General features: G+C 34.8%; 28 protein-coding genes and 1 pseudogene. 1 reads left to right on the forward strand and 28 read right to left on the reverse strand.

All coding sequences use genetic code 11. From position 1 onward, the window contains the following. Positions 1-91: 91 nt before the first annotated feature. From dnaB to acear_RS11860, 11 genes are all read right to left on the reverse strand, one after another. Positions 92-1,432 carry a replicative DNA helicase gene (gene dnaB, locus acear_RS11810; RefSeq protein WP_013279247.1) on the reverse strand — a complete coding sequence of 447 codons (1,341 nt, stop codon included), beginning with the start codon at positions 1,430-1,432 and terminating at the stop codon, positions 92-94. A 19-nt stretch (positions 1,433-1,451) separates the two neighbouring features. Further along, complete coding sequence (locus acear_RS11815) at positions 1,452-1,643, reverse strand: S16 family serine protease (RefSeq protein WP_013279248.1); 192 nt, start codon at positions 1,641-1,643, stop codon at positions 1,452-1,454. A 328-nt stretch (positions 1,644-1,971) separates the two neighbouring features. Further along, entirely contained in the window at positions 1,972-2,418 is a 447-nt protein-coding gene (gene rplI / locus acear_RS11820; protein ID WP_013279249.1) for a 50S ribosomal protein L9, read from the reverse strand. Positions 2,419-2,515: 97 nt separating this feature from the next. Beyond that, entirely contained in the window at positions 2,516-3,415 is a 900-nt protein-coding gene (locus acear_RS11825; protein WP_013279250.1) for a YybS family protein, read from the reverse strand. 15 nt (positions 3,416-3,430) lie between these two features. Next, positions 3,431-3,754 carry a MazG-like family protein gene (locus acear_RS11830; protein WP_013279251.1) on the reverse strand — a complete coding sequence of 108 codons (324 nt, stop codon included), beginning with the start codon at positions 3,752-3,754 and terminating at the stop codon, positions 3,431-3,433. 108 nt (positions 3,755-3,862) lie between these two features. Further along, entirely contained in the window at positions 3,863-4,078 is a 216-nt protein-coding gene (gene rpsR, locus acear_RS11835) for a 30S ribosomal protein S18 (protein ID WP_013279252.1), read from the reverse strand. Positions 4,079-4,103: 25 nt separating this feature from the next. Next, positions 4,104-4,490 carry a single-stranded DNA-binding protein gene (locus acear_RS11840; protein WP_013279253.1) on the reverse strand — a complete coding sequence of 129 codons (387 nt, stop codon included), beginning with the start codon at positions 4,488-4,490 and terminating at the stop codon, positions 4,104-4,106. A gap of 39 nt (positions 4,491-4,529) precedes the next feature. Next, a complete protein-coding gene (rpsF, locus tag acear_RS11845) occupies positions 4,530-4,817 on the reverse strand; it encodes a 30S ribosomal protein S6 (RefSeq protein WP_013279254.1) in 288 nt (95 codons plus the stop codon). A gap of 99 nt (positions 4,818-4,916) precedes the next feature. Beyond that, complete coding sequence (ychF, locus tag acear_RS11850) at positions 4,917-6,014, reverse strand: redox-regulated ATPase YchF (protein ID WP_013279255.1); 1,098 nt, start codon at positions 6,012-6,014, stop codon at positions 4,917-4,919. Between the two features lie 89 nt (positions 6,015-6,103). After that, complete coding sequence (locus acear_RS11855) at positions 6,104-6,289, reverse strand: DUF951 domain-containing protein (protein WP_013279256.1); 186 nt, start codon at positions 6,287-6,289, stop codon at positions 6,104-6,106. 77 nt (positions 6,290-6,366) lie between these two features. Continuing rightward, positions 6,367-7,413, reverse strand: a complete 1,047-nt coding sequence (locus acear_RS11860) for a YkvI family membrane protein (RefSeq protein ID WP_013279257.1) — start codon at positions 7,411-7,413, stop codon at positions 6,367-6,369. A 137-nt stretch (positions 7,414-7,550) separates the two neighbouring features. On the opposite strand from acear_RS11860, the gene yyaC reads away from it, so the two are divergent. Then, complete coding sequence (gene yyaC / locus acear_RS11865; protein ID WP_013279258.1) at positions 7,551-8,261, forward strand: spore protease YyaC; 711 nt, start codon at positions 7,551-7,553, stop codon at positions 8,259-8,261. Between the two features lie 36 nt (positions 8,262-8,297). On the opposite strand, the gene acear_RS12460 is transcribed toward yyaC, so the two are convergent. From acear_RS12460 to rnpA, 17 genes and pseudogenes are all read right to left on the reverse strand, one after another. Beyond that, positions 8,298-8,843 (reverse strand): bactofilin family protein, encoded by a 546-nt coding sequence (locus acear_RS12460; RefSeq protein WP_083771386.1) that lies wholly within the window; start codon positions 8,841-8,843, stop codon positions 8,298-8,300. Between the two features lie 133 nt (positions 8,844-8,976). Beyond that, the gene (locus tag acear_RS11875) at positions 8,977-9,657 is read right to left on the reverse strand and encodes a DUF554 domain-containing protein (protein WP_013279260.1); all 681 of its coding nucleotides are present in this window, start codon (positions 9,655-9,657) and stop codon (positions 8,977-8,979) included. A gap of 17 nt (positions 9,658-9,674) precedes the next feature. After that, positions 9,675-10,826, reverse strand: a complete 1,152-nt coding sequence (locus acear_RS11880; RefSeq protein WP_013279261.1) for an aminotransferase class V-fold PLP-dependent enzyme — start codon at positions 10,824-10,826, stop codon at positions 9,675-9,677. Then, positions 10,813-12,048 carry a [FeFe] hydrogenase H-cluster maturation GTPase HydF gene (hydF, locus tag acear_RS11885; RefSeq protein WP_013279262.1) on the reverse strand — a complete coding sequence of 412 codons (1,236 nt, stop codon included), beginning with the start codon at positions 12,046-12,048 and terminating at the stop codon, positions 10,813-10,815. Before hydF ends, acear_RS11880 begins: the two co-directional genes overlap by 14 nt. 151 nt (positions 12,049-12,199) lie before the next feature. After that, positions 12,200-13,057: pseudogene (locus acear_RS11890) on the reverse strand (RNA-guided endonuclease TnpB family protein); the annotation flags it as partial. Between the two features lie 1,183 nt (positions 13,058-14,240). Then, positions 14,241-15,104, reverse strand: coding sequence for a ParB/RepB/Spo0J family partition protein (locus tag acear_RS11900; RefSeq protein ID WP_013279264.1), 864 nt, complete (start codon positions 15,102-15,104; stop codon positions 14,241-14,243). Further along, positions 15,097-15,858, reverse strand: a complete 762-nt coding sequence (locus tag acear_RS11905; RefSeq protein WP_013279265.1) for a ParA family protein — start codon at positions 15,856-15,858, stop codon at positions 15,097-15,099. Before acear_RS11905 ends, acear_RS11900 begins: the two co-directional genes overlap by 8 nt. A gap of 21 nt (positions 15,859-15,879) precedes the next feature. After that, entirely contained in the window at positions 15,880-16,752 is an 873-nt protein-coding gene (locus acear_RS11910) for a ParB/RepB/Spo0J family partition protein (protein WP_013279266.1), read from the reverse strand. A gap of 77 nt (positions 16,753-16,829) precedes the next feature. Then, positions 16,830-17,276 carry a hypothetical protein gene (locus acear_RS11915; RefSeq protein WP_013279267.1) on the reverse strand — a complete coding sequence of 149 codons (447 nt, stop codon included), beginning with the start codon at positions 17,274-17,276 and terminating at the stop codon, positions 16,830-16,832. Positions 17,277-17,291: 15 nt separating this feature from the next. After that, positions 17,292-18,014 (reverse strand): 16S rRNA (guanine(527)-N(7))-methyltransferase RsmG, encoded by a 723-nt coding sequence (gene rsmG, locus acear_RS11920; RefSeq protein ID WP_013279268.1) that lies wholly within the window; start codon positions 18,012-18,014, stop codon positions 17,292-17,294. Then, the gene (gene mnmG / locus acear_RS11925) at positions 18,004-19,899 is read right to left on the reverse strand and encodes a tRNA uridine-5-carboxymethylaminomethyl(34) synthesis enzyme MnmG (protein WP_013279269.1); all 1,896 of its coding nucleotides are present in this window, start codon (positions 19,897-19,899) and stop codon (positions 18,004-18,006) included. The genes rsmG and mnmG (acear_RS11925) overlap by 11 nt, the downstream gene beginning before the upstream one ends. Further along, the gene (gene mnmG, locus acear_RS11930; protein WP_013279270.1) at positions 19,896-21,773 is read right to left on the reverse strand and encodes a tRNA uridine-5-carboxymethylaminomethyl(34) synthesis enzyme MnmG; all 1,878 of its coding nucleotides are present in this window, start codon (positions 21,771-21,773) and stop codon (positions 19,896-19,898) included. The genes mnmG (acear_RS11925) and mnmG (acear_RS11930) overlap by 4 nt, the downstream gene beginning before the upstream one ends. A 27-nt stretch (positions 21,774-21,800) precedes the next feature. Next, positions 21,801-23,192 (reverse strand): tRNA uridine-5-carboxymethylaminomethyl(34) synthesis GTPase MnmE, encoded by a 1,392-nt coding sequence (gene mnmE / locus acear_RS11935; RefSeq protein WP_013279271.1) that lies wholly within the window; start codon positions 23,190-23,192, stop codon positions 21,801-21,803. A 104-nt stretch (positions 23,193-23,296) separates the two neighbouring features. Next, on the reverse strand, positions 23,297-23,929 hold the full coding sequence (gene jag, locus acear_RS11940; protein WP_013279272.1) for an RNA-binding cell elongation regulator Jag/EloR: 633 nt from the start codon (positions 23,927-23,929) through the stop codon (positions 23,297-23,299). 1 nt (position 23,930) lies between these two features. Next, a complete protein-coding gene (locus acear_RS11945; protein WP_245526689.1) occupies positions 23,931-24,608 on the reverse strand; it encodes a YidC/Oxa1 family membrane protein insertase in 678 nt (225 codons plus the stop codon). A 27-nt stretch (positions 24,609-24,635) separates the two neighbouring features. Beyond that, on the reverse strand, positions 24,636-24,848 hold the full coding sequence (gene yidD, locus acear_RS11950) for a membrane protein insertion efficiency factor YidD (protein WP_013279274.1): 213 nt from the start codon (positions 24,846-24,848) through the stop codon (positions 24,636-24,638). 11 nt (positions 24,849-24,859) lie between these two features. After that, entirely contained in the window at positions 24,860-25,213 is a 354-nt protein-coding gene (rnpA, locus tag acear_RS11955; protein WP_013279275.1) for a ribonuclease P protein component, read from the reverse strand. Positions 25,214-25,437 lie beyond the last annotated feature (224 nt).

Genomic DNA, 25,437 nt, shown 5'->3' on the forward strand with positions numbered 1-25,437 from the left:
TACTACTTTATCATTTTAAAGTAGTAAAATATAAAATTAAGCCATTAATTAAAATGGCCATTTTAAAAGATTAATATAAAGTAATAACTTATTATTGTGCTTCCCTATCCGCTAAATCAACAAATTTAGTATACTCCTTTTGAAAGGCTAATTCTACTGTTCCTACTGGTCCATTCCTCTGCTTACCGACAATAATCTCTGTAATTCCCTGTTTTTCAGTATCAGGATTATAATATTCATCACGATAGATAAAAGCAACTAAATCTGCATCCTGTTCAATACTCCCGCTGGCACGAAGATCACTTAATTGAGGCCGCTTATCATTCCGCTGTTCTACTGCTCTACTTAACTGTGATAAGGACACAACAGGTACATTCAGCTCTCTAGCCAATCCCTTTAATGAACGGGATATTTTAGAAACTTCCTGCTGTCTACTTTCTACCCGCCCTTGCCCCTGCATTAACTGTAAGTAATCAATTAAGATCAATCCTAAGCCATGTTCAGCTTTCATCCTTCGGGCCTTAGCCCGCATCTCCATAGCTGTAATTCCTGGAGTATCATCAATGAAAATATTAGCTTCACTGAGGTTTCCAGCAGCATTAGTCAACCGATTCCAGTCATCCTCATTTAGATAACCTGTCCGTAAGCGATGACCATCCACTTGAGCTTCAGAACATAACATCCTCTGGACTAACTGTTCTTTTGACATCTCCAAAGAAAAGATTGCTACCGGTATATCCTCCTGTACTGCTGCATACTGGGCTATATTTAAAGCTAAAGCAGTCTTACCCATACTCGGACGAGCAGCAATAATTATTAAATCAGACTCCTGGAATCCAGAAGTCATCTGATCCAAATCATTAAATCCTGTTGGAACTCCGGTTACACCATCCTTATTATCATAAAGCTTCTCTAAATTATCAAAGGTATCCATTAAGACATCTCGAATACCAGAATACTCCTGGATTGATCTCTTTTGAGAAATATTAAAGATTAACTGTTCAGCTTTATCCAACACTACATCTATTTCTTTGTCTCCCTGATAACCTAACTGTGAAATTTGATTGGCTGACTTAATTAAATTTCTAAGCAGCGACTTCTCTTCTACTATCTTGGCATAATATGTAATATTGGATGCCGTTGGCACACTGTCTGCCAGAGAAGTAAGATAAGCTACGCCTCCTATATCTTCTAAGGCTTCTTTAGCCCTCAATTCCTCACTAACAGTTACTAAATCCACCGGTTCCCCTTTATCAAAGATCTCATTAATCACTTCATAAATGATAGCATGGGCCTTACGGTAGAAATCATCCGGTCTTAGAACCTCTATTGCCTTTGCTATAGCATCACGGTCAATTAACATGGCCCCTAAAGTTGATTTTTCAGCATCAATACTGTGAGGCGGTACATTATCATTTAAATCTGCTTCCATCTCTACCCCTCCCTCAAATCTATTTATCTTCAATTAATATTTTATCCAATACTTCCTCAATATCTTCTATTAGATTAATTTTAACTCCATCTTCGTACTGTGGAATCTCCTGAGAATTATCAATAGGTAGAAAGACTTCCTTAACTACAGCCTGTTTAGCCCCATATATTTTCTCAATTATTCCGCCTCCGACTACATTAACATTTGACATCCTCTCCGCCCGTTCGCAAAGCTCACGAACGAAACTGACTTTACACTGCAACTTCCCGACTGAAAGGTCTAGAGTTCCATTCAATTTAGCAACTACTGTTTATTTTTAATTTCAACTATCACATGAAGTTTATACCTTATACTTAGGTTTTTAATTTAAGCTAGGAACTTTAATTTCTAACTGTTTATAGACTACCTTTGATTCTATTAAATCTAAAACATTAAAATTCAACTTAAAAATTAAAGAGAGCAGTTACTCTCTTCTGTAACTGCTCCTTTTGTGATTAGTCAATTTTTTGGAGCGATAAGTACTGGAATGAATAGTAGATCTAAGCTTCAACAACTTTAACTTTAACTGTAGCTGTCACCTCGGTATGTAGGTTAATAGCAACCTTTTTAATTCCTAATGTCTTAATATTATCATCAAGCTCTACTTTACGTTTATCTATCTTAACTCCAGTTTTATCTTCAATTACTTCAGCAATATCATTAGTAGTTACAGATCCAAAGAGTTTCCCAGTTTCTCCAGCTTTAACGGCAATCTCAAAAATTTCACCTTCTAACTTATTAGCCTTCTCTTTAGCTTCATTTAATTCCTGCTGTCTCTTTCGCTCTTTGGCCTGCTTCTTCTGTTCTAATTTAGCCAACTGACTATCAGTAGCTTCAACAGCTAATCCTTTAGGTAATAGATAATTACGAGCATGTCCATCAGCAACTTCTACAACCTCATCTTTTTCACCTAAGTCGTCAACATCTTCCTTTAAGATAACTTTCATTGTTAATCTAACGCCTCCTTATAAATTATATAATATATTTAATCCCTTGACAATATTAGATTAATAGTAATTAATCCTAAAATTAGAATCATTAACTCTAATCCTTCTCCTCTAACCCCCTATAGTCAAACCAGGCATCAAACAAACCTAAAAAGACTATAATTTGATTAAGAGGAATAAGGGCTAAGACTACTAGGATTACTTTTTGAATTTTATCAGAAATATTAAATCTTTTCAAATAATGGGCCGTTACTGCTAAACCTTGGATTAAAAACACGAAATTAAAGATTAAATATAGATTCTGACCTACAGCAGTATTAATTAAAATAATTCCCAGTAAATATCCAGAAACTAAATATTTAGGAAACTTCCATTTAGCAAAAGTAAGAGGGGATTCATAATTGTAACCTAATTTATTCAAAACTAAAAGCCCAACATAATAATTAATTAATCCATTTATCGAGCCAGCAGTTATAAATAAAGCAGGTAGCAAAACCTGAATTGATTCTTTTAAATTATTTGTTATAGCTTCCAATTCCTCTACTGTTGCTTGATCGAGACCTAACTCCTGATATTTGTCTATTGCCTGAGTTAGAATTGTTGCAGGATTAAAATTGAATAGGTAAAAGTTAATTGCTACCATTAACAGTGTTGAAAGAATCGAAGCAATAATGGCAACTACAATTAACTTATAAGGTGAAAATTCTTCTTCAAAAGCTGCTCCTAAAACTACTCCTACTAAACCAAAACCAACTAATACAACCAGAATCATTATAGGGTTGAGTAAAACTCCGAGAATAATACCACTCAAGATTGCTGTTAAAATACTTGTTTTAGTCCCCTGCCTAACACCTACCACAATCAGCGGAACAGGTAAAATAAATAAAAGTATTACTCCAATAATTGGCGGTAAATAAAAAGCAATCAATGATAGAATAACTGTTATAGCCGTAAATAAAGCTCCTTCTACTAATGATTTAGTTTCTAATCTTGCCAAGACCGTCACCTCTTATTAGTTTCTCTTAATTATATGCTTTAATAATAAACTTAAATCGCCATACTCTTCTTCAATTTCATGGCCCTGATCAATATTCTCCTGTAGATTATCCCGAACCTTGCGCTCTAATTTATCCGGTGAAATACCTAAACGCTGTGCCAGTAAATATGTAGAGATTAATAAATTAGCTAATGCATCAATTATTTTAGATTGACTATCTTGCAGCATTACTTTAAATAAATGAGAAACACTATTTAATAACTCACTCTTTAACCATTCTATTACTTTTAAGTTCTTAGTAATATTATTTTTCTGATTTTTGGAATTATACCCTTTCATTTCACTCCTCCTACTACTTATTTTCTATTAAAGTTATTTCTCGAGAAAATACCTTTTTTCCTGCTTAATAAAAAAAACAGAGAGGAAATACCTCTCTGTCTTAGGTCTTTAATCAACTGTAAAGGGCAATAAAGCTATACTTCTGGCCCGTTTAATAGCTTTTGTTAACTGTCTTTGATGACGAGCACAGTTTCCAGAAATTCTCCGCGGGACAATCTTTCCGCGGTCAGTTAAATACTTGTCTAATTTATTAACTTCTTTATAATCTATATGGTCAATCTTATTAGCACAGAATTCACAAGACTTTCTACTACCGTATCCCATCTGACTTCCCTCCTTATCTTTGAATCTAAAATGGAACGTCTATATCGTCTTCCTCAAGATTATCTGCTTGTCCCTGTTGAGAACGATCATCACTAGGCCAATCCAGAAAGCGAACATTATTAGCTACAACTTCTGATACTCTTCTTTGTTGACCTTCATTATTTTCATAACTTCTAATCTGTAAACGCCCTTCTACTGCAACTAATCTTCCTTTTCCTAGGTGGTTGGCACAGTTTTCTGCCTGTTTTCTCCAGACGACTATATCAATAAAATCTACATCTCGCTCGCCTTCTTGATTAGTATAAGGACGTTCAACTGCCAAAGAAAAGTTAGCAACTGCTACTCCATTAGGAGTATATCTTAATTCCGGATCATCAGTTAATCGTCCAATCAAAATAATCTTATTTAACACTTAAAGCACCACCTTTATGATTAAACTTACTTCTCAAATTTACTGCTCATCACGCAGAATAATAAATCTTAAAATATTATCATCCAATCTATAGGCTCTTTCTAATTCATCTATAGTTTCAGATTCGCCTTCGAAATTAACAACAGTATAATACCCAGCCTTATGATCATCTAATTCATAAGCTAGATTTTTAGTTCCCCACTTATCGATATTGCTGATTTCTCCTTTATTTTCATCAATAGTATCGGTGATCTTTTCTACTATTTCCTCAGTAGCGTCATCTTCTAAGTCAGGATTTACAATAAACATTGTTTCATACTTACGCATCTTTGTACACCTCCTCCACTTGGTCAATGGCCCTATTCTTTATAAATAGAGCATGGATTACTAGACCATTATAACATTTTTAACTTAAAATTGCAAACTTTAAACATTGAATCTAAAGTAACAGACATCTCCATCCTGAATAATATAGTCCTTGCCTTCTACCCGTAGGACTCCCTCATCTCTAGCATCAGCAAAGGAACCTGCTTCAACTAACTTATCATAAGTAACTACTTCAGCTCTAATGAAACCTTTCTGCATATCAGTATGAATCTTGCCAGCTGCCTCAGGTGCTGTCGAACCTTTCTTGACTGTCCAGGCTCTAACTTCTTTGGGGCCGGCCGTAAAGAAGGTAATCAGTCCTAACAATTTATAACCGGCTTTGATTAATTTATCCAAGCCGGACTCTTCAATACCTAATTCCTCTAAAAATAATTCTTCCTCTGTAGTTGATAATTCCGCCACTTCTGCTTCCACTTCAGCACTGACAGTAATTACTTCTGCTTCTTCACTGGCAGCATGGTTCCGAATAGCTTGTACATGCCGGCTTTCTTCTTTACCAATTTCATCTTCACTTACATTAGCAACATAAAGTGTCGGTTTAAGAGTTAACAAATGACAGTCTCTAATCCGTTCTTTTTCTTTAGATGATAGCTCCACATTTCGAGCTGGCTGTCCATTATCTAAAGCAGTTTTAATCTTTTCTAATACTTCCATCTCTTCTTTATACTTCTTTTCTCCACTCTTTAACATTCTTTCCGTCTTTTCTATTTTATTTTCGACTGTCTCCAAATCAGCTAAAATCAACTCAGTATTTATCGTTCCAATATCACGCAGTGGATCTATATCACCTTCAACATGAGTAATATCACTATCTTCAAAACAGCGTACTACATGAATAATAGCATCTACTTCTCTAATATGGGATAAGAATTTATTACCCAACCCTTCGCCATCACTGGCTCCTTTTACTAAACCGGCAATATCAACAAACTCAATTGCTGTGGGAGTTGTTTCTTGCGGATTAATAATCTCCGTTAAAACTTCCAGTCTTTTATCCGGTACTTTAACGATCCCCATATTAGGATCTATAGTACAGAAAGGATAATTTTCTGCGCCAGCCCCTACTTCAGTAATTGCATTGAATAATGTAGACTTACCAACATTGGGTAAACCTACAATCCCACACTTCATTCCCATTACCAATAACAGCTCCTTTAACTTAATTATAATCTAAACCACAACAACGATTATAACTTAAATTGGCGTTATCTTCAAGCCCAACAGAATTATTCCTTGGTTGCAACTTTTTCTGTTACACTTTTCTCAAATTTAGACCGTGGCAGCATAATTACCCGACCACAACTTAGACACTTAACCTTAAAATCCATTCCGGTTCTTAAAACCTTCCATCTGTCATCACCACAAGGATGTTCCTTTCTAAATCTAACCACTTCACCTACTTCAAACTCCATTACTGACCACCTCCCTTCCCATATTTCTTTCTATTTTTATTATTTCCTTCCTTAATTAAATTAAAAATCTTTAACTGTCAGATGACAATCTTACGCTTTATATAACTGATTAAAAGACAGAAACAAACAACTCCCCCTATCTTCCCTAAAAGAGGATAAATTATAGTTACTAACGAAGCAAAATGGAATCTGGCTAATAAAAAACCGACTACCATAAATATGACCAATAATTGATTCAAAGAAGTATCAAGCTCATTATCTACTCTTTTCACTAATCCATAAAAGCTACTAGTTGCTGTTGTAATCATAGCCAACCAGAGAATTATAGCATATAGAAGATATAATTCCATACTTTTATAACTTAAAATCTCCAGCATTGGTATTTGACTATTTTCAATCAAATTAAAGTTTTGTATCAATAATATATTAATCACTAATCCCAAAATAGTCAATATTACTCCGGTTAATAAGCTACCTAATTTTAATAATTTTTTTTGCTTAATCTTAGTTGGTAGGGCTGTTAATACCGGTAAAGCTAAAAAGAAATTATAAATAACATAATTAATAGCATGCAGAAACCAATTATTAGCTACTAAAGTGTTGGTTTTATATTCATTAATAGTAAATGAAAGATGACTTTTTATATTACATCCAAAAATTATCATTATAATTAAGATTAACCCAGGAACTAAAATAACATTTAACTTCATAATTCCTTCAATTCCCGACTTGATAGCTAAAATTATAATCATAATTGTCACTAAAATACCGATATTCTTATTTAATTGGAAATAATGGAAGAAGACTTCGCCACTACCTGATAACATAATTATGAAACTGCTAAACAAAAAAAATAAAATAATTACATCGCCTAACTTCCCTAACTTTTTATTTCCAAACCAATGAAAGAGTTGGTCATAAGTAGTTAAATTAAATTTTAAACTTATCGCCAAAATAAAATAGCCTAAAGAGGCAAATAAAATACCACAGGTAATAATACCTAAATATCCCCACTGCTGCAGACTAAAAAATTGTAAAATCTCCTGTCCAGAAGCAAATCCAGCTCCTATTATAGCACCTATATAGGTAACTGCAATCTGAATAATTAATTTATAATCTGACACCACAGATTCCCTCCTAATTATAATAAATTATATCAATCTAAACTAAAAATTATGTTACAAAATTTAACAGATTATTCTATTCTTATTTTACACATATTAAATTAGAACTTATCTATAAGAATTGGAGGGTAGCTCTTATGGCAAGTTTTGAAGCTAGTACCTGCCACAACTGCGGTCGTAAAATAATGGGTCTCAAGTTTTCTTCTGCTTCTGAAACAATCTGTACTAACTGTGCTAATTCCAAAGAGAAATCATCCGCAATTAAAAACAATTCACAAAAAAAACATAATCTAGAAGACAGCATCCATATTGGAGATAAATTAGCAAGCAATAAATTAAAAAGAAGCATTACTACTTTACTAGAAGAACTATATACTGATAATCATGATAAACTCATAATAATCTGTGTTGGTACTGACCGTTCTACCGGCGATGCTTTGGGACCGCTAACCGGCAGCCGATTAAATAAATTTACTCCTTCTGAAATTCCTGTTTTTGGCACTCTAAAAGAACCAGTTCATGCTACTAACCTACAAGAAAAGATGAAGTACATCAATAATAGATACCAAAACCCCTTTGTCCTTGCTATTGATGCAGGATTAGGTAACAATGACAGCATAGGCTCTATCAATATTAAGCGCGGCCCTTTAAAGCCTGGTTCAGGAGTTAACAAAGATCTACCTCTTATTGGCAATATGCATATTACTGGTTTAGTTAATATCGGAGGATATATGGAATACTTTGTGCTTCAAAGCACCCGGTTACATTTAGTAATGAAGATGGCAAAGACCATCTCGCGCGGAGTTAACTGGGGGCTAAAGAAATCCAAACTAAAATTATTAAACTAAAAAAGAGCTACTAAAAATAGTAGCTCTCCATTTCGCTTACTTTTTCTTCTGGTTTTTATTAGATTCTTGTTTCTTACTCCCACTTTTTTTAGTTCCTTTATTTTGGGAATTATCTTTAGACTTACTTGTATCTTTAACCTCTTTTGATTCTTTAGAACCCTGCTTATCATTCTGGCCTTCAGTTGAATCAGTGAAGCGTTTAACAGTAGCAGACTTCGATTCACTTTTACCTTTAAAAACAGCCCCATCCTCTATAATTAAGTTAGCAATCTTAATATCTCCAATCAGCTTTCCAGTAGAAGTAATCACTAATTTATTCTCTGTCATTACATTTCCTGTAACATCGCCAGCAATTGTCACATTTCTGGCCTCTATATCAGCTTCTAAAGTTCCACTTTTTCCAACTACTACATCTCCTTTGGCCTTTAATTTACCATTGATTACACCATCAATCCGCAATGAACCTTCAATAGTGAGAGTACCCTCTAGTTCTGTATTTTCTCCAATTACTGTTTCCATATTACTAGCATCAGTAGTTTTTGACTCCTGCTTTTTCTTGTCCTTTTTACTTCCAAATAACATAACTATTCCTCCCTTTTGGATAACCCTATTATTTAACCTTAAATTCGACAAAAAATAGATTTCCTTCTTAATCATTAAATCTCATCTGAAACTTATCCTTAAAAAATCTTATATTCACTCCTCTAACAAAAAATTAATTAATAAAAAAATAACTCAAAACAACAGCTACAAAGATACCCGGTAATAAATTTCCAACTTTAATCTCAGCCATCTCCAAAATATTAATTGAAATAGCAATAATTAATAATCCTCCTGTAGCTGTCATTTCAGCTATAATCTCAGGAGTTAAGATTGTCTGTACACTACTGGCCAATAAAGTTATACTGCCTTGATAGATAAATACAGCTACTGAAGAAAAGATAACTCCAACTCCCATAGTAGAAGCAAAAGCAATAGAAGAAAAACCATCCAGCATAGACTTAGCATAAAGCGTTGATGGATCACCGGTTAAACCGTCCTGAATAGCCCCCATAAGCGCCATCGCTCCTACACAATAAATCAAAGTAGTCCTTACAAAGGCTTCAGTCACATTTCCATCTTCAGAGCTAACCTTATCCTCTAGCCAATCGCCTATATTATTCAATCTAGCTTCAATTCCTAATAATTCACCGATAATTCCGCCTAATAATAGACTAAAAATAACAATTGAAATATTATTTGTTTCTAAAGCCATCTTTCCTCCAATCAAAAATACCGCTAAACTCAATCCCTGCATTACTGTCTCTTTTAAAGACTCAGATACTCGATGGCCTAAAACCACTCCTAAACTACCACCTGCTATAATAGCAGCTGTATTTACAACTGTCCCTTTCATCTAACTTTGCCTCCTATCTACCTTATCTGACGAAGAATATCCTTTATTGCTCCAATTAATTTATCACAATCTTCCTGATTATTAAAACCTCCCGGACTAATTCTAACTGTTCCTTGCTCTAAAGTACCCAGAGTACGATGGGCAAAAGGAGCACAATGCAGTCCATCCCTAATACCAATATCAAAGGCTCTATCAAGCATAAATCCAATCTCAGAGGCCATCTTATCGGCTAGATTAATGGATATTACCGGCGCCTGTCTTTTAATATCCTGGGGTCCATAGATCTTAACCTTCGACATTTTACTCAATTCAGTTAATAAGTAATCCGTTAACTCCAATTTATGATTCCGTAACTTATCCATGCCTTCTTCCTGAATATATTCAATTCCTGCTCCCAAACCTACAATCCCTACTCCATTTGGCGTACCGCTTTCGTATTTATCCGGAATCTCTTCTGGTTGGTATAAATCTTCAGAATTACTGCCGGTTCCCCCCTGGCGCAGACTTTTTAGGTCTAATTCTTCATTAATATATAGTCCTCCAGTTCCCTGTGGTCCCAATAAGCCTTTATGACCGGAAAAAGCCAGTAAATCTATATTTAATTTCTGAACATCAATCGGGTAAACCCCAGCGGTTTGAGCTGCATCAACCATAAAGATAATATTTTCTTCAGCAGCTAATTCACCAACCTTTTTAATCGGCATTAAAGTTCCAGTAACATTTGACGCATGGGTTAACAGAATCAGTCTAGTATTATCCGTAATCTTCTTTTCTAAATCATTCATTTCTAGTTCTCCCGTCTCTGAATCACACTTTACTATACTTAACTTAATTATTCCTTTCTGTTCTAGATGCTTTAACGGGCGGGTAACTGAATTATGCTCCATACTGCTAGTAATTACATGATCGCCTTTAGTTACAACACCCTTTAATCCTAAATTTAGAGCATCAGTAGCATTAAAGGTGAAAACCACCTCTTTTGTTGCTCCAATATTAAAGAAATTAGCTATTAGTTTTCTAACAGAGGTTATTTCCCTGCTGGCAGCAGCAGCCAACTGGTGGCTAGCTCGTCCAGGATTGGCTCCTTTCTCTCTCATAAATTGATCCATCTTTTGATATACAGTTTCTGGTTTTGGAAATGAGGTTGCTGCGTTATCAAGATAAATCATTCTTATTCTCCTCCCAAATTTCTTTAGCTACAGGAAAAGGCTCTAAAGCTCTATCTAAAATTCCGTGGATATAAGCAATTAACATCCCATAATTAACAACCGGAACCCCTAAACTATCTGCTTTCTTTATCCTATATAATATTTCCTTGCGATTAGTCATACAGCCTCCACAATGTACAATAAGATCATATTTTTCTAACTCATCAGAAAACTCTCGGCCTGCTACATGATCAAACCTTAACTCTCCCCCAACCATATCCTGCAGCCAATTTGGAATCTTGACTGTCCCAATATCTTCATGAGTCCGATTATGAGTACAGGATTCAGCTATTAATACTTGATCTCCTGCTTGAAGTTTTTCCAATCCTCTAACTCCTCTAATTAAGATTTCTAAATCACCTTTATATCTAGCATATAAAACCGAAAAACCTGTTAATGTTATCCTTTTTGGTACTTGTGAACTTACTTCTTTAAAAGCTTGAGAATCCGTAACAACAATCCCGGGATCATCTTTTAAACCATTCAAAGAACTTTCCAACTCCGTTTCTTTAACTACTACTGCCTGACCGTCATTATCCAATACATCTCTTAATGTCTGCATCTGGGGTAATATCAGTCTTCCTTTAGGGGCTGCCGCATCAATAGGTACTACTAAAATGACTGTTTCTTCTGGTTCGATTAAGTCCCCAATAATATGTGGTTCTTCAAATTTTTCTGGAGCCTTGATTATAATTTCCTTCTTTAATTTCTCGATATTAGTACCTTCTTTAGCACTAACAGCAATTAATTCCATCCCTAATTCTTCATTAAACTCTGCCACATCAATTTCTTCAAATTTATCTTCTTTATTTATTACCCCAACTACAGGAATATCTCTATCCTTAATTTCCTGTAATAGCTCCTGTTCATACTCATCTATACCTAACTCAGGATCTATTACTAGGACTGCTAAATCAGTTCTGCCTAATACCTCTTTTGTCTTCTTAACACGCAGATCTCCTAACTCTCCAGTATCATCGATCCCAGCAGTATCAATCACCACTACTGGGCCAATCGGTAAGATCTCCATTCTTTTATATACTGGATCAGTAGTCGTTCCGGCTACTTTAGAAACTACAGCCAGATCCTGATTAGTCAAAGCATTAATTAAACTTGACTTTCCTGCATTCCTACGTCCCAAAATAGCAATATGGAGCCTATTAGCCTGTGGGGTGTTCTGCATTAATAATCACCTCTATTTGATCATTAGATTTTTATTGCTCTCAATATTAATGTTGTGAACCACCTCCGAAACAAGCAACGGAGGCTTCTCTTACTTCACACATCCTAAAAAAGCAATGCGTTACTAGAGAGATTTGAAAGATGTTTGGTATCTAAGCCACCCTTAATCTTTTTGGAGGGTTCACGACTCCATTATCCCTAGCTCGGTTAATAAGTTCGGGAATACATTTATCTAGAAATTTACGCATTATATTCAGACTACCATTTACATCAGCATTTATAGTTAATCCAAAATTAGATTCAAAAAGCCCTCTTTCAACTCTGCGAGACTTATTATAATTATCTTTATTTAACTTCTCTAAATCAATTGCCGAGCATCCACTAGTATAGGCTTCATTAATGATATTAACCTCTATACCTTCTAGTTTAGCCTTATATTCTATTAAATCTTTTAATCGTTGAATTGGCACTTGCACGAAAGATTTATTATAATCCATACCTTGCTTGATTTCTTTTAAATCACCGATTACTATTTTAGACACATTATGCTTTTTAGCCAAATTAACTATTTTTCTACTTGCTTTATGAAGGTAATCAAATACATAATTTCTACGTTTAGTACGAAGTTTCTTAATTTGTTTGGTATCTTTAAATTTTTTGCTACCAGTTTGCTTCATTCTAATAGATTGCAATCTATTTATTTCCTGGTTAAAATACTTATTCTTACTTTTGATCGGTTTACCATTAATAATGTAGTTTTCAGTATTATCTTTAAAGGTTAAAGTAGCTAAATTAGTGAATATCACTTCACTTGGATTATTGTCTAAATACTTAAATTTAGGTGGTCTTGGTTGACCTTGATACTTGCTAGGATTGTTATTGTAATCTTCAATGCTATTAAAGTAACTTTTCCAATCTTGAACTAATTGTTTAAAAAGTTGTTGCCTATTGTGACTATGTAGATAGTCGGTATGCCAATTATCCTTAAAGTTATTTTCTAACCTAGTATAGAAATGATGAAAACCAAGACTAAACAAATATTTAATTTTAAAGTATCGAACTTTAAAATTAAAGGCTCATTCAGCCCCTACGACAAGCATAGGGGTTTTCTGAGCTGAATTTTATAAATACCAACTTTACATTATAGGTTGAATTACAACTATATTGATATATTGTGTCACTTTCCATTTGCAGCTAATATAGTTTCTTTCATGATATTGCAGATTATAGTCAACAAATCTCTTACGCTTGCCATTCGTTCGACGTCCTGTCTCACTCATTCTCAAAAACTGACTCTCCACCATCCCTGGTTCCAAGTCAGTTTTAAGAGTCGCTCCAGAGAAATGTTGACTATTTGTAATCCAAAATAAATTATCATGCACTTAGAGTAACTTCCATTGGTAATGATACCTTATTACAGATGGTCAATATGTGTCCAGAGCAACTCTTAAAAACAGTTTGGAGCCATGGAGGGTCCGCAGGATTATTAATCCTTGCTCCTAGCCTTGTAAATTAGAGAAATAATACTGTTTTTTTGCTTCATGAGTTTCTCCCATAGCCAGTATTGGTCTTTATGCTGGCTATGCGGAAAACTGTTTTTTGACAGTGAGCGAAACAGGACGTTGAGCGAACGACAAGCGGCGGATACATATTGACTATTTATAGCACAGAATTTTCATTAATCTGATTTTAAACGCTTCCTTAGATAATTTTGCACAATTTAGTTGATATCTTGCAACAAGCGACTTTAAAGCAGCCCCAAAAGAGAAAATGGCTAACATATAAAGTAGGGTATTCAAACAGTAGCTCTAAGGTTAATTTATTGCTAATTAATCAGGGCTGATTTTCGAAGCGTTTGCAAGATATCAACTCTAAACTGCAACAATATATCAATTATGCTCTAAGTAAATTATTTAAAAAAATTAGTCGGTTTTTAATCTTAGGTAAGTCTATGTCTACAATATGATATTAAAAATATAAAAATCTATCCCAACGGATAGATCCACTAATATGCTCAAGGCTATAGTCTATAGATCTCCTTGCAATTGGATATCCCTCTTGCTCAGATTGAATTAACATTAATTATATATTTTCTCCTTTCAGATAAAATAATCTATCTGGTCAGAGAATATTTCATGTAAAACAGGTTAAAATTGTTTCACATGAAACAATTTTTCATCTCTAATTCATTTATTATGCTTCCAAAAATTCTAATAACCTCGCTAATTCTTCATCAGAATAATACTCAATCACAATCTGTCCTTTATCTTTACCTTCTTTAACACTCACTTCTGTTCCTAAACTCTTTCTTAATCTATCTTCAATCGCTGCTATATTAGGATCGCGTCTTTTAGATTCTTTTTTCTTTTTTTGATTCTTTTTTTCTTTTGTAGTTAAGTTTTTAACTAGTTTTTCTGTTTCCCTTACTGATAAACTATTTTCTATAACCTCTTTAGCAACTTCTTTCTGTTCAGCAGATGTTTCTAAAGCTAATAATGCCCTGGCATGTCCAACAGTTAATGTTTCACGTGAAACATATTTTTGAATTTCAGGCGCTAAATTAAGTAATCGCAGCGAATTAGCTATAGCTGACCGACTTTTACCAACACTCTCTGCTACTTTAGCCTGAGTTAAATCAAACTTAGCAATCAACTTATTATAAGCCTTTGCTTCTTCAATAGGATCCAGATCTTCTCGCTGAAGATTTTCAATTAAAGCTATCTCCATCATCTGTTGCTGACTGCAGTCCTGAATTATTGCTGCAATTTCATCAAGCCCACCTAATTTAGCTGCTCTCCATCTTCGTTCGCCTGCAATTAACTGATACGATCCATCTTCCTTACTTCGAAGAGTAATCGGCTGCAATAATCCATGCTTTTGAATAGACCGACTTAACTCTTTTAGCCTTTCCTGATTAAATTCATTTCGCGGCTGATAAGGATTAGGGTCAATCTTATCAACATTAACCTTCTGGATACTATTTTTAGCTGTATCTTCTTGAGGGTTTTGATCAGAAATCAATGCTCCTAAACCTTTACCTAATCTCTTTTTACTCATTATCCACCACTTCCTTTGCTAATTCTAAATAGGCCTTAGCTCCTTTAGAAGATTTATCATATAAATTAATTGGCTGGCCAAAGCTTGGAGCCTCACTTAATCTAACATTCCGAGGAATAACAGTCTCATAAACTTCACCTTCAAAATAATTACAGACTTCCTCCTTAACCTGATGAGATAAATTAGTACGGGTATCATGCATCGTTAAAACTACACCATTAATTCCTAAATTCTGATTTAAATTACTCTGTACCAAATCTATAGTATTCAACAGCTGGCTTAATCCTTCTAATGCATAATATTCACACTGAATAGGAATCAAAACTGAATCAGCAGCAGTAAGAGCATTTAAGGTCAGTAAACTTAAAGAAGGAGGACAGTCGATGAAAATATAATCATAATCCAACTCGGCTGTTGTTATAGCCTTATCCAATCTCTCCTCACGTGACAGTTTAGATACTAACTCTATTTCCGCTCCAGCTAGTTCAAGAGTTGCTGGAGCTAAATCCAGATTCTCAAGTTCAGTACCTACAATTATATCCTTAAATTGATAACCATTAATTAAAACATCATAGATACAGCAATTTATCTCTTCCTTATCTAAGCCTACTCCACTACTGGCATTTCCCTGGGGATCTATATCAACTAATAACACTTTCTTTTCAAACTCAGTTAAAGAAGCACTTAAATTAATTGCAGTAGTACTCTTGCCTACTCCCCCTTTTTGATTGACAACTGCAATAATCTCTCCCATACTACCACTCCTTAAATGACTTTATTTTTTAGATAAACGGATATTAATCTCAAACTCTTCTGGCTGCTCTCTTTCCTCAACTTCTATATCTAAGCCGCTGGATTTTATATCCTGAACAGTCTTACGAATAGTATTCAAAGCTAATCTAGCATCATTAAAATACTTAATTACCTTCTTTTTATCCCGGTATTCATTTAAATCATCCAGTATCTCCCTAATTAAGTCCTTTAACTCTTCAACGGTATATTCATTTTCAATCACTTGTTTAATAACTTCTGTCTGTAATTCTTTATCAGACAACTCCAATAATGCTCGAGCATGTCCTTCAGATACTTTTGAATTTCTAGTCAACCGTAAAACTTCACCTGGCAATTCTAACAAACGTAATCTATCTTTGATTACTGCTGGATGCTTACATAGCTTATTAGCCAACTCTTCTTCACCTAATTCAAAATTATTTAACAACTGTTGATACCCAAGAGCTTCCTCCAAAAAATCAAGGTCCCGCCGCTGAAGATTATTAAGCAGAATAATTTCAGCCATCTCATATTCTTCAAATTCACCAATTATTACCGGAACTTCAGTTAAACCTAGTAATTTACCGGCCTTTAATCTCCTTTCTCCTGTTACCAATTCATAATCTTCAGTATTACCATTTTCACGAACAATCAAGGGATTTATTATTCCGTACTTTTCAATTGAAGCTGCTAATTTTATTAATTCACTTTTATCAAATCCAAATCGGGACTGATAGGGATTAGAAGCTATCTTCTCTATAGATAAATATTCTATCTTTCTTTTGATATTATCTTGTATATATACAGATTCTTTTTTTTCATTTTCACTATCAGTCAAACCAATCAAGTTTAAAAATTTGGTTAACTGATTCTTCATCAGCCCACCTCACTTTTTCAGATATTTTTTTACTATTTCTGTAATCAAACTCTAACTTCCTGCTTCAAAAGTTTTTTCTAATCTTCTTTTAATTCAAATTTGGTAACTGCCCTTAATTCTTCATCTATATAAAGTTTAATTAGATACTCTCCGGGCTGATTAGGAACAACTATCTGTTCTTGTATCCTCTTTTCTAAACTAATATAGGATTTAACTGCATTTCCTGAAAAGTTGGATAGCTTCAATTGATTAATGATCTGATGTTGGGGACCTAGCCATTCAATTAATACTTTATGAGAAGAATTATCGCTATTCCAGTCTGCGTAATATTGAACAGCCGGAGCTTTATTTAAAATAAAGACTCTTTTAAATTTAATTGGCCGGCCATCTTTATCTAATCCATTAGTCGTCAAGACAGTATTCAAATTCACCTCTGCTCTTATTTTATTAGATAGAAAAATACTTCCTATTAACAATAAAAAGATAAAGCCAAAAGTAAATATAATCCTTTTTTGTCTGCTCAATATTAACCCCCTATCTTAATTAGAAATGGGCTCCTTATTGGGAGTTCCAGCTTTTCTAGGATACTCTAACGGAGTCTCTCTAACTTTATCGATAATCACTAAATTACGTTTAGCATCACTATAAGGTAAATCAATAGAAACCACATCATAAATTTCAGCTCCTAATACTTCTATAGCCCGGGTAGCTTCTATGACTTCTTCTTTTACTTTAGCACCCTTTTGGGCTAAAAAGGATCCGGTTGGCTTTAGAAAAGGAATCGCATACTCACTTAAAATATTTAGCGGGGCAACAGCTCTAGCTATTACTACATCATAACTTCCTCGGTATTTACTTTTTTGCCCATAATCTTCTGCCCGGCCATGAATAAATTCAATCCCCTTTAAATTCAGCTCTCTAACTAAATTTTTAAGAAAGGTTATCTTCTTTTTAGTTGAGTCCAGCAGTGTTAAATCTAATTTCGGATAAAAAATCTTTAACGGTATACCAGGAAAACCTGCTCCAGTGCCTAAATCAATCATCTTTTCATCACCAGCTAAATCCATTACAGATACAGAGGAGAGTGAATCAAGGAAGTGTTTGATTACAATCTCCTCAGAATCATCAATGGCCGTTAGATTCATCTTCTGATTCCACTCTTGCAGAATATCTAAATAATTCATAAAAGCATCTATCTGTTTACTAGTTAACTCCAATCCCAATTCCTTAGTCCCTGCTGCCAATAATTCTTTAATCTTCATTAGTCTCACCTTTCTTATTCGTCTGATTTAATTTTTCTAAATAGACAGTAAGTAAAGAAATATCTGCCGGCTTGACCCCTGAAATTCTTGCCGCCTGGCCTACTGACATAGGACGTATCTTGTCTAACTTCTCCAATGATTCATCTGATAGGCCGCTAATCTCACTATAATCTATATCCTGTGGAATCTTCTGTCCATCCAGCTCTTGCTGATTTTCAACCTGCTTCAATTGACGGTTAATGTAACCTTCATACTTCAGCTGAATTTCAACCTCTTCTTTAACTTCAGAAGAAAGCTCAGGTCTATCAGAGTCCAGAGCAGCTAAACTTTCATAGTCTAATTCAGGCCTTCTAAGCAATCTAGCTAACGTATCAACATTATTGATTCCAGTACTTCCTAATTCCTTTAAAGTAGCCTGAACATCATCATCAGGATGTAGCTTTACCTCTTTTAGTCTCTTTTTTTCTGCTTCAATTGCTTCCTTTTTGTCAATAAAATCTCGATATCTATCTTCAGAAATCAAACCGAGTTCATACCCAAGTGGAGTCAATCTTAAATCAGCATTGTCATGTCTTAATAGTAATCTATATTCTGCTCGTGAAGTCAACATTCGATAAGGCTCTTGGGTTCCTTGGGTTACCAAATCATCAATCAAGACACCGATATAGGCTTCAGAGCGCAATAGAATTACCGGTTCTTCCCCTTTTAATCGTTGGACAGCATTAATACCAGCCATTAGCCCCTGACCAGCTGCCTCTTCATAACCGGAAGTACCATTAATCTGCCCAGCAGTATATAAACCTGTTATTAATTTAGTTTCTAAAGTCGGCTTTAACTGTAAAGGATTAATACAGTCGTACTCAATTGCATAACCAGGACGCATAATCTCTGCCTCTTCAAACCCCGGCAGAGTATGTAACATCTCTATCTGTACATCTTCAGGCAAGCTTGTAGAAAAACCAGCTAAATACATTTCATAAATATACTCTCCCTCAGGTTCTAAAAAGAGCTGATGGCTTTTTTTATCAGGAAACTGCATTACTTTATCTTCAATCGAAGGACAATACCTTGGTCCTTGCCCCTCAATCACTCCGCCATATAGAGGCGAACGGTCTATGTTTTCTCTAATCAATTGATGAGTTTCTTGATTAGTCTCTGTTAACCAGCAGGATATCTGGTCCTTTTGTTCAGCACTAGCAATATCAGCAAAGGAAAAAGATACATCTTCATCAATTCCAGGCTGTTCTTCTAATTTAGAAAAATCAACAGTTCTCTTATCAATTCGCGGCGGTGTTCCAGTCTTGAATCTTCTAATTTCAAAACCTAATTCTTCCAAATTATTAGATAAAGCATTAGCCGGAAACTGATTATGAGGACCAGAATTAAAAGAATAATCTCCAATAATAATTGAACCTTTTAAAAAAGTGCCCGTAGTTAAAATTACCTTTTGACTATAAAACTCAATTCCAGTCTTTAATTTAACACCTTCAACTTTATCATTCTCTATCAGTAATTCCGTTACAATCCCCTGTCTCAATTCAAGATTATCTTCTTCCTCTAATACCTGTTTCATATTTAAGCTATAATCCTTCTTATCTACCTGGGCCCGCAGTGCCTGAACTGCTGGTCCCTTACCAGTATTCAATCTTCTTAACTGAATAAAGGACCGATCCAGATTCTTAGCAATTTCTCCGCCTAAAGCATCAATCTCTCTGACCATCTGGCTTTTGGCCGGACCACCAACTGCTGGATTACAGGGCATTAACGCTACATTATCAAGATCAACAGTTAAAACCAGAGTCTTACAGTCCAATCTAGCTGCTGCCAAAGCAGCTTCACAGCCAGCATGTCCAGTTCCAACAACGATTATATCATAATTTTTCATTCTTTATCCTCTCCCTGCTGTCTATATTCTTCTAGATAAATCATTAACACTGAAATATCTGCTGGGGAGACACCTGATATTCTAGACGCTTGGCCAAGTGAAACCGGTTTGATTTCTGCCAACTTTTCCCTAGCTTCCGTTCTTAAATTATCTAGCTGATGATAATCTATATCCTCAGGAATTAATTTTTCTTCCATTTGTTGAAACTTCTTAATCTGCTGTTTCTGCCGTTTAATATAGCCTTCATACTTCACTTCTATTTCAATCTGTTCCTTGATATGCTCATCGAATTCAGGAAGCTGATCATCAAAAAGATTCAAATCATCATACTCCAGTTCAGGCCGCTTTAAAAGAGTAGCTAAGGAAACTGGTTTCTTTAATCCACCACTTTCAAACTCCTTCAATTTCTGTCTAACCTCTTTAGTAGGATTGATTTGAATACTTTCTAAATAATCTTGTCCTTCTTCTAATTTTTCCTCTTTGTCCTTAACTCTATTATAGACTTCTTCCTCTACCAATCCTATTTCATATCCTACAGGAGTCAAGCGTAGATCTGCATTATCATGTCTTAAAACTAAACGATACTCAGCTCTTGAAGTTAACATTCGATAAGGTTCATCTGTTCCTTCAGTTATTAGATCATCGATTAAAACCCCGATATAAGCTTCAGAGCGCTTCAATATTATCGGTTCTTTATTCTGTAAATCCCGAGCAGCATTAATACCAGCCATCAACCCTTGTCCAGCTGCTTCTTCATAACCAGAAGTGCCATTAATCTGTCCAGCAGTATATAACCCGTTTACTTCTTTAGTTTCCAGTGTTGGTCTAAGCTGAGTTGGAGGTAAATAGTCATATTCTACTGCATAAGCCGGCCGCATTATCTCTGCTTCTTCTAACCCCGGTACACTCCGTAAAATATCTACTTGGTCTTCTTCTGGCATAGCTGTAGTCAAACCATTGACATACATTTCTTTAGTATTTAATCCTTCCGGTTCAATGAACACCTGGTGGCTAGTCTTATCCGGAAAACGCATAATTTTTCTATCAATAGAAGGACAGTATCGTGGACCTTCCCCTTCAATAATCCCAGTACTTAAAGGCGATTTTTCAATCTTTTCCTTAATAATCTGCTTTGTATCGTCAGTAGTATAAGTTAGCCAGCAAGGCGTCTGTTCTCTTTCAATCCGCGGTTTACTGAAAGAAAACTGCAGCGGTTCTTCAGAACCAGGCTGTGCAGTCATTTTAGAGAAGTTCATTGAATCACGATGAACTCGCGGTGGAGTCGCTGTCTGAAACCTTTCTAAAGTTAATCCCAATTCTTTTAAACTATCTGACAACTCAACAGCAGCAAATTCCCCCTGTCTTCCGCCGACATATTTAACATCACCAATAATTACTTTACCATCTAAAGAAGTCCCGGTAGTTAACACAATCTTATCTGCCTGATACTCCATACCAGTAATTGTCTTTACTCCCGTAACAGACTGTCCATCAGCTGTCAGTTCTGTCACTACTGACTGTTTCAAATCTAAATCGTCCTGTTTCTGTAAAGTCTTAGTCATTTCTAATTGATAGATATGTTTATCTGCCTGAGCCCGCAGAGCATGGACTGCCGGACCTTTAGAAGTATTTAACAGCTGAATATTAATATAAGATTTATCAATATTTTCTGCCATCTGTCCTCCTAAAGCATCTATTTCCCGGACAATATGTCCTTTAGCCGGTCCTCCAATAGAAGGATTGCAAGGCATTAAAGCAATATGATCAACATTTAAGGTCAAAAGCAGTGTTTTACATTCCATTCTGGCTGCTGCTAATGCTGCTTCACAGCCAGCATGTCCAGCTCCAATCACAATCACATCATACTCTTTCAAGTCAATTCACTCCCGCTTGCTAAGTTTCTATTTCCCTAAACAAAAATCGGCAAAAATACGATCAATAATATCTTCATCTACTGTATCGCCAGTAATCTTTCCTAACTTTTCTAAAGCAGATTTAAGATCTATTGTCACAAAATCAGCCGGTAAATCCTGTTCTACTGTCTCTTTTACTCGGTTCATATCTTCATAAGCATCTTCAATTGCTTCCTTGTGGCGCAGATTAGTTATTAAAGTCTGATCAGTAGACTTAATCTGACCACCAAAGACCATATCTGAAATTAATTCTTCCAACTCTTTAATTCCTATACCCTCTGTAGCCGAGGTTTCAACAACTGCTTCCATATCTAATTCTTCCTTTAACTCTTCTACAGCCAATTTAGGCTCTAAATCAGTCTTATTTACTACTATAATGGTATCTTTTCCTTCAGCCAAACCTATAATTTTTCTATCCTCATCAGTAATTCCACAATGAGCATCCAATACTAACAGAACTAAGTCTGCCCGTTTAAGAAACTTTTCTGATTTTTCAATTCCAATCTTTTCTACCTCATTCTCAGCTTCTCTAATTCCAGCTGTATCTATTATCTTTAATGGAATACCATCAATATTAATAACCTCTTCAATTACATCCCGAGTAGTACCAGGCACTTCCGTAACAATAGCCCTATTCTCCCGTAAAAGAGCATTTAAGAGACTGGACTTACCTACATTAGGTTTACCAATAATTGCAGTCTGAATGCCTTCCTTTACAATTCGTCCTTGCTTACTAGTTGCTAATAAATCCTCTATTTCAGATAAAATTTCTATTACTCTCTTTTCTAACTCTTCAGAATTAAAATCTTCAATCTCATCCTCAGGAAAATCGATAGAAGCTTCTAGATTAGCTAACAACCTTAAAATTTTCTGAGAAATATTATTAATTTGATCAGATAGTCCACCCTCTAACTGATCCATAGCTGCTTCTAGGCCGGCCTCTGTCTGTGAATTAATTACATCCATAATAGCTTCTGCCTGAGATAGATCAATTCGTCCATTTAGAAAGGCCCGCTTAGTAAATTCACCCGGATCAGCTAGTCTAGCCCCTACATCTAATACTAACTCTAAAATTTTCTGTAGCGGCACCATTCCTCCATGACAATTGATCTCAACAACATCTTCTTTAGTATAAGTTTTAGGCGCTTTCATCACTAAAGAAATAACCTCATCAAGGACCTGTTCTGTTTCAGGCTTAATTATATGGCCGTAATGAGCAGTATATGTATCTACTTTATTTAATTTCTTATCTGGCTGTTGATAACTTTTAAAGATCTTATCAGCAATTTCGATTGCTTCAGGACCGCTAATTCGGACAATCCCGATTCCTCCTTCACCAACTGCAGTAGAAATAGCAGCAATAGTATCCTTTATATACAATCAAACCACCTCTTATCATCTATAAATTACCCTAATTATCATTACAAAATTCACTACTTAAATTGAAGACCCAGTAGATTAATCTACTGGGTCAGGAAAGCTAACTATTGAGCTACAATTACAACCTTGCGATAAGGGTCCTGTCCTTCACTATATGTCTGAACCCCAGAATCATCCTGTAGAGTACTATGAATAATCTTTCGTTCATGAGGAGGCATTGGTTCTAACTCTACCCTCTCCTGCTTACTTTTGGCTTTATTACCCAATCTTAAAGCTAAATCACGGAGAGTTTCTTCACGACGCTTTCTATAGCCTTCTGCATCAAGAATAACACGTAGATATTCATCATTGTCCTGTGGATTATTAACAGCTAAATTAGTTAAATACTGCAGAGCATCCAAAGTCTTACCTCGCCTTCCAATAACTATTCCAAGATTATCTCCTGTTAAATTAATTGTAATCTGTTCTGTATCAGACTTTCTTTCAATTTTTTTCACCTTAATATTTAAATCCATTCTATCAATTATCTTTTCCATAAATTCAAGGGCTTTATTATGCTTATCTCCAGTCTTTAAAACCTTTATTTTAGCATCTTTGCCTCCAATAAATCCTAAAAAACCATTTTCCCCCTCTTCCAGAACCTCCACTTCTACTTTATCTTCAGTAGTAGACAGCTTCTGCAAAGCAGTCTTTAAAGCATCATCTACCGTCTTTCCTTCCTGAATAATCTCTTCCATTTTAGCTAGACTCCTCCTTTAACTCTAATGGCTCTCGATACAAAAAGTATTGCTGAGCAACCATTACTAAATTGGAAGTAAACCAATATAGTAAAACAGCTGCTGGTAATCTAAATCCAATGACTACAATCAATAACGGCATAAACATCATCATCTTATTATTACCACCAGCATTACCCGACATCTTTTGCTGTACCATAGACTGACCAAACATTACTAAACCAGTCAAGATAACAAGTACTAAATCCGGTTGTGCTATATTACTAATCCAAAGAAAACTAGTTTGTTTTAATGCTTCAAAACCTCGTATAGAATGGAATAAAGCTATCAAAATCGGCATCTGGACTAAAAGCGGCAGACATCCAGCTGCCGGATTAACTTTATGTTCTTGATATAACTCCATGACCTTCTGTTGATACTGCTGTTGGTCATCACCATATTCCTCTTTTAACTCTTCCATTTTAGGCTGTAATTCTTGCATTGCCTTCATCGACCGAGTCTGTTTTGCAACTAACGGAAAGAGTAAAACTCTAATAGCTAAAGTTAATAAAATAATTGATAACCCATAACTGTTAGTAAATCCATAAAAAAAATCAAGCGAACCTGTCATCAAACCTCCCAACCATCCAAACATTTCTCCAAAAATTTCAAAGAATCCTATCGAAATTAGATTCAACAATTGATAACCTCCTCAATTTTATTAAAATTAATCCACTGGATCATACCCGCCAGGATGGAACGGATGACAAGATAAAACTCTCTTTATAGACATCAAACCACCCTGTAAACAGCCATATTTATCTATTGCCTCTAAAGCATAACTAGAACAACTGGGATAAAATCTACATGTTCCTGGTTTTAAAGGAGAAATAAACTTTTGATAAAATCTAATTAGAATTAATAGTAATTTCTTCAACATGATTAATCTCCTTATATAATTTTAGCTTGTTCAAAAAGATCAAATACAGCCCTCTTTATTTCTTGATAAGAAGAATCACTAATTCTCTTGCGGCCAATAAGCACTAAATCTATATTAGTAATTAATTTATTCTTATTACGACGATAAATTTCCTTTAAAATTCTCTTAATTCTATTTCTTACAACAGCATTTCCAATTTTTTTACTGACCGAAAAACCAATTCTTCTCTGTTTCTGTTTCTTTTTTAACATATACATAACTATTAAATTATTAGCAATTGAGTAGCCGTGATTATAAACTTGTTGAAATTGATGAGTCTTTGTTAGCCTTTCACTTTTGGGAAAGGACTCATCTTTATTATCCATAACAATAATTTCCTCCTAAATAAAAACATTATACTATATAAATTATAGGTTATTTATAACCTCTATGTCAAGATATATTAGAAAATGATAGAACTAATATGATTTTATCCACTAAATTAGTTGTGGATAATTAGTATGGATTTAGTATGAACATTAATTATAATTAAAAATAGCTAAAAAAGTTCTACCTTAAAAATATGTTGATAATCTGTGAATAATTTGTT

This window comes from Acetohalobium arabaticum DSM 5501 (assembly GCF_000144695.1).
GTDB classification, from domain to species: domain Bacteria; phylum Bacillota; class Halanaerobiia; order Halobacteroidales; family Acetohalobiaceae; genus Acetohalobium; species Acetohalobium arabaticum.